The sequence below is a fragment of the Actinomadura sediminis genome, assembly GCF_042675525.1.
Classification (GTDB): Bacteria; Actinomycetota; Actinomycetes; order Streptosporangiales; family Streptosporangiaceae; genus Spirillospora; species Spirillospora sediminis.
This window is the reverse complement of the sequence record NZ_JBHTJA010000206.1, coordinates 1-4,459: the sequence shown is the minus strand read 5'-3', so window position 1 is coordinate 4,459 and position 4,459 is coordinate 1. Positions and strand designations below refer to the sequence as shown.

The window sequence follows — 4,459 nt, the reverse complement described above, 5'->3', positions numbered from 1 at the left end:
CGCTGGTCGGCGGTTACCGGTTCCTGGCCCAGGGACTGGCGTACGAGCTGCCGCACATGTTCGTCCTGGCCACGGTCGCGCTGGGGGCGGGGTCGCTGGACTTCGGGGAGGTGGCTGCCGCGCAGGGCGGGCTGTGGTTCGTGGTCTGGATGCCGGTCGCGTTCGCCGTCTATCTCCTGTCGGCGCTCGCGATGGCCTTCTGGGGTCCGCTGGGCCACCCGCTGGGGGGCGACATCGCGGGCGGGGTCCCGGCGGAGTTGTCGGGCCCGGACAGGCTGCTGTTCCTCGCCGGCCGGCTCGCGTTGCTGACGGTCGCCGCGGCGGCGGCCGTGCCGATGTTCCTCGGCGGCGGCGCGGGGCCGTGGCTCCCCGGATGGGCGTGGTCGCTGCTCAAGACGCTCGCGGTGCTGGCCCTGCTGGTCTGGATGCGGGGCCGGCTCCCGGCGATCCGGATGGACCGCTTCATGACGGCGGCCTGGACGATCTTGATTCCGGCCACGCTGCTGCAGGCCCTGGTCGTCGGAATCGTGGTCGTGACCTGAGGAGGTGAGATGCAGACCATCGCGTTCTGGATCCTGGCCGTCGGCGCGGTCGGGTTCGGGGTGGCCGTCTTCGTCGTGGACTCGATGGCGCGGGCCACGTTCGCCCTGCTGGCCTCGTTCCTGTGCGTCGGGGCGGAGTTGCTGCTGCTCGATCTCGACTATCTCGGGGTCCTGGTCGTGCTCATGATGATCATGGAAATGCTGATCATGGCGGTCTTCATGATCATGTACATGATGAATCCCGGCGGGCTCATGCCGATGACGATGGTGCACAACCATCGCGGCGCCCTCGCGATATCGATCACGGCCTTCGCGGCGATGGCCGCCGGTGTCCTCCTCGTCCCGTGGCCGGAGCGGCGCGGGACGCCGCCGCCGGACCCGACGTACTCGCTGGGCGAGGCGATCATGGGATCGAAGATGCTGGTCATGATGGTGATCGGGATCGCCATCCTCGCCACGATGATCTCCGCGGTCGTGCTCGCGACCGACCGGGGCCGCTACGACCGCCCGTCCCGCGCCGCCGCACGCGACGGCGGTGGGTCGTGAACCTCGAGCTCTTCCTCCTGCTCGCCGCGGCGCTGTTCTCGGTGGGGCTGTACGGGGCGCTGTCCCAGCAGTCGATCGTCATGCTCATGATGGGCCTGGAGCTGATGATCAACGCGGTCCTGGTCGCGGGGGCGGCGTTCTGGTTCTACGTCGCCCCCGGCACGGCGGACGGGCAGGTCCTCGTGCTCGTGGCCGTGACGGTGATGGCGCTGGAGATGGCGATGGGATTCGCCGTGGTGACCGCCCTGTTCCGCGCGCGCGACGTCGACGTCACCGACAGCGCGGAGGACCTCAAGGGATGAACTCTCTCGGCTGGCTTCTCCCCGCGGTCCCGATCGCGGCCGGCGCGTCGCTGCTCGCCGGACGGTTCGCGGCCGGGCGGCGGCTGGACCGCCCGGCTCCGGCGATCGCCGCGGCCGCCATGCTCGCCACCCTGGGGCTCGCCGTCGCCGCGGCCCTGACCCGGCCGGTCGCGCGGTTCCCCCTCTTCGGCCGGTCGCCCGCCGGCATGGAGGTCGACGGGCTGTCGGCCGTCCTGGTCCTGACGGTCGCGTCGGTGAGCCTCGCCGTCGTCGTCTTCGCCGCCGGAGAGTTCTCCGCGGACGAATCGCGGGCGCGCTTCTTCGGGCTGATGCTGGTCTTCACCGGGGCCATGCTCGTGACGGTCACCGCGACCGACCTGGCCGTCCTGCTCATGGCGTGGGAGGTCATGGGCGCGATGTCGTACGCGCTCATCGGCTTCTGGTGGCGGGACCGCGGCCGGGTCGGCTCCGCCGGCGTCGCGTTCGTGACCACCCGCGCCGGGGACCTCGGGCTCTACTTCGCCGCCGGTGCCGCCATGGCCGGGACGGGCTCCCTGGACCTCGCCGGGCTCGCGGCCGCCGACGGCCGCTGGCGCGACCTCATCGCCGCCGGCGTCGTCCTGGCCGCGCTGGGCAAATCGGCGCAGCTCCCGTTCTCCTTCTGGCTGTCGCGGGCCATGGCCGGTCCGAGTCCGGTGTCGGCGCTGCTGCACTCGGCCACCATGGTCGCCGCCGGCGCCTACCTGCTGCTGCGCCTGAACCCGCTGCTGACCGCCACCGGCTGGGCGGCGACGCTCGTGGCCTGGACGGGCGCCCTCACCGCGCTCCTCCTGGGCGCGGTCGCCCTGGCGCAGCGCGACCTGAAGCAACTGCTGGCGGCGTCGACGTGCGCGCAGATCGGCTTCATGGTGCTGGGTGCCGGAGCGGGCGGCGTCGCGGGCGGTACCGCCCAGCTCGTCGCGCACGCCGCGGTGAAGAGCCTGCTGTTCCTCGGTGCCGGGGCGTGGCTGGCCGCACTGGGCACCAAGGATCTCGCCGAGCTGCACGGCGCGGCCCGCCGGTACCGGCTGGTCGGCGTCACCTTCGGAACCGGGACGCTCGCCCTCGCCGGAGTGCCGCCGCTGTCGTTGTGGGCGGCCAAGGACTCGGTGCTCGCGGCGGCGCTCGAGCGGTCGCACGCGCTGTACGCCGTCGGGCTCGCGGCCGGGCTGCTGTCGACGGGCTATGCGATCCGGGCGCTGATCGCGGTGAGCCGTCCGGTGGACGCGATGACGCGTGTGGACACCGAGGAGACCGGGACACGACACGTCGGGCTTCTCGAACGTCTGCCGTTGCCCGTCCTCGCCTCGGCGGCCGCGGTCCTGGGCGTCCTCGAGATGCCTCCGGTGGCCGGGGCGTGGAAAGACCTGCTCGGCACCGGCCCCGAACCGGTTCCCGGGCCCGTGGAACTCGTGCTCTCCGGGGGCCTGGCGCTCGCGGTGCTCGCGGTGACGTGGGCTCTCACGCGCCGTCCCGGACGAGCCCGCACGGCGGGGCCGTCGCCCGTCCGGCACTGGCTTCACCTCGAACGGCTCGCGGACCTGCTCGTCGCGCGTCCCGCCTTCGCGCTCGCCCGGACGCTCGCGCGGTTCGACGACCGGGTGGTGGACGGCGGCGTGCGGGCGGCCGCCGCCGCCGGGAGGGGCACCGCGGCGCTCGTCGCTCGCGGAGCCGAGATCCGGGTCGACGGGCTGGTCGACGCCATCGGGGGAGGGATCCGCCGGGCCGGCGGGCTCGCGCGCCGCCCGCAGACCGGACAGGTGCACACCTACTACGCGCAGGCCGCCGTCCTCCTCGCCGTGCTCATCGCCGTCGTCCTCCTGGTCAGGTGAACGTGCTCTCCGTTGCGATCTTCCTTCCGCTCGCGGTCGGCCTCGGGCTCTACGCCGTCCCCAGGATCGGCGACCGTGCGGTGATCTGGACGTGGATCACCGCATGCGCCGCCGACTTCGCCCTGGTCGTCGTCCTGTGGATCGGCCACGGGAACGGCGACGGCGTCTCCTACGAGACCAATGCGCGCTGGATCCCGTCGGTGAACGCCGGCTACCACATCGGGGTCGACGGGCTGTCGCTGCCGCTGCTGGCGCTCACCGCACTGCTGTTCCTGGTCTGCGCGGTCTACTCGCTGCGCCAGACCGAGCAGGTGCGGGCCTTCGCGGCGCTCTTCCTGTTCCTGCAGACGGTGTCGCTGGGGCTGTTCGCGGCCCTCGACCTGCTGCTGTTCTTCGTCTTCTTCGACCTGTCCATCGTCGGCATGTACTTCGTCATCGCGGGATGGGGGCACGGCGACAGGAGACGCTCGGCGCTGAAGTTCTTCCTCTACACCTTCCTCGGCTCGCTCGCGCTCCTGCTCGGCTTCATCGGCCTCTACCTCGGCGCCGAACCCCACACCTTCGACATGGTCGAGCTGACCCGCACGCCGCCGCTGTCCGGGACGCCGGGACTCGCGGCGCTCGTCCTGCTCGCGATCGGCATCGGGCTCGCGATCAAGACGCCGACCGTGCCGTTCCACACCTGGCTCCCGCCCGCGCACACCGACGCGCCCGCCGCGGGCTCGGCGATCCTCGCCGGGATCCTGCTGAAGATGGGCACGTACGGGTTCGTGCGCATCGCGATGCCGATGCTGCCGGACGCCTGGCGGCGGTACGCGTGGGCGATCATCATCGTCGGGCTGGTCGGCGTCCTGTACGGGGCGCTGGTGGCGTTCGCCCAAGAGAACCTCAAACGCCTGATCGCCTACACGTCGGTCAACCACATGGGCTACATCGTCGTGGCCCTGGGCGCCGCCGGCGCGGTCGGGGACGAGGCCGCGCGCCGGCTGGCGGTGACCGGGGCCGTCACGCAGATGGTGAGCCACGGCCTGGTCACCGGCGCCCTGTTCCTCCTCGCAGGCGTGCTCTACGACCGGGCGCACAGCTATGACATGGGACGGTTCGGCGGCACCGCCGCGGTGGCCCCGATCTTCTCCGGACTCGTGGCCCTCGGCGCGTTCGCCTCCCTCGGACTGCCCGGCCTCTCGGGTTTCATCGC

At 72.3% G+C, this 4,459-nt stretch carries 5 protein-coding genes; all 5 read left to right on the top strand.

All coding sequences use genetic code 11. From position 1 onward, the window contains the following. Nucleotides 1-542 (top strand): NADH-quinone oxidoreductase subunit H (locus ACFQ11_RS37145; RefSeq protein ID WP_378307563.1); only part of this gene is annotated, 542 nt, incomplete at its 5' end. 9 nt (nucleotides 543-551) lie between these two features. Further along, complete coding sequence (locus ACFQ11_RS37140; RefSeq protein ID WP_378307561.1) at nucleotides 552-1,088, top strand: NADH-quinone oxidoreductase subunit J; 537 nt, start codon at nucleotides 552-554, stop codon at nucleotides 1,086-1,088. Continuing rightward, entirely contained in the window at nucleotides 1,085-1,390 is a 306-nt protein-coding gene (nuoK, locus tag ACFQ11_RS37135) for an NADH-quinone oxidoreductase subunit NuoK (protein ID WP_378307559.1), read from the top strand. The genes ACFQ11_RS37140 and nuoK overlap by 4 nt, the downstream gene beginning before the upstream one ends. Beyond that, nucleotides 1,387-3,261 (top strand): NADH-quinone oxidoreductase subunit 5 family protein, encoded by a 1,875-nt coding sequence (locus ACFQ11_RS37130; RefSeq protein WP_378307557.1) that lies wholly within the window; start codon nucleotides 1,387-1,389, stop codon nucleotides 3,259-3,261. Before nuoK ends, ACFQ11_RS37130 begins: the two co-directional genes overlap by 4 nt. Nucleotides 3,262-3,263: 2 nt before the next feature. Continuing rightward, nucleotides 3,264-4,459 (top strand): complex I subunit 4 family protein (locus tag ACFQ11_RS37125; protein WP_378307555.1); only part of this gene is annotated, 1,196 nt, incomplete at its 3' end.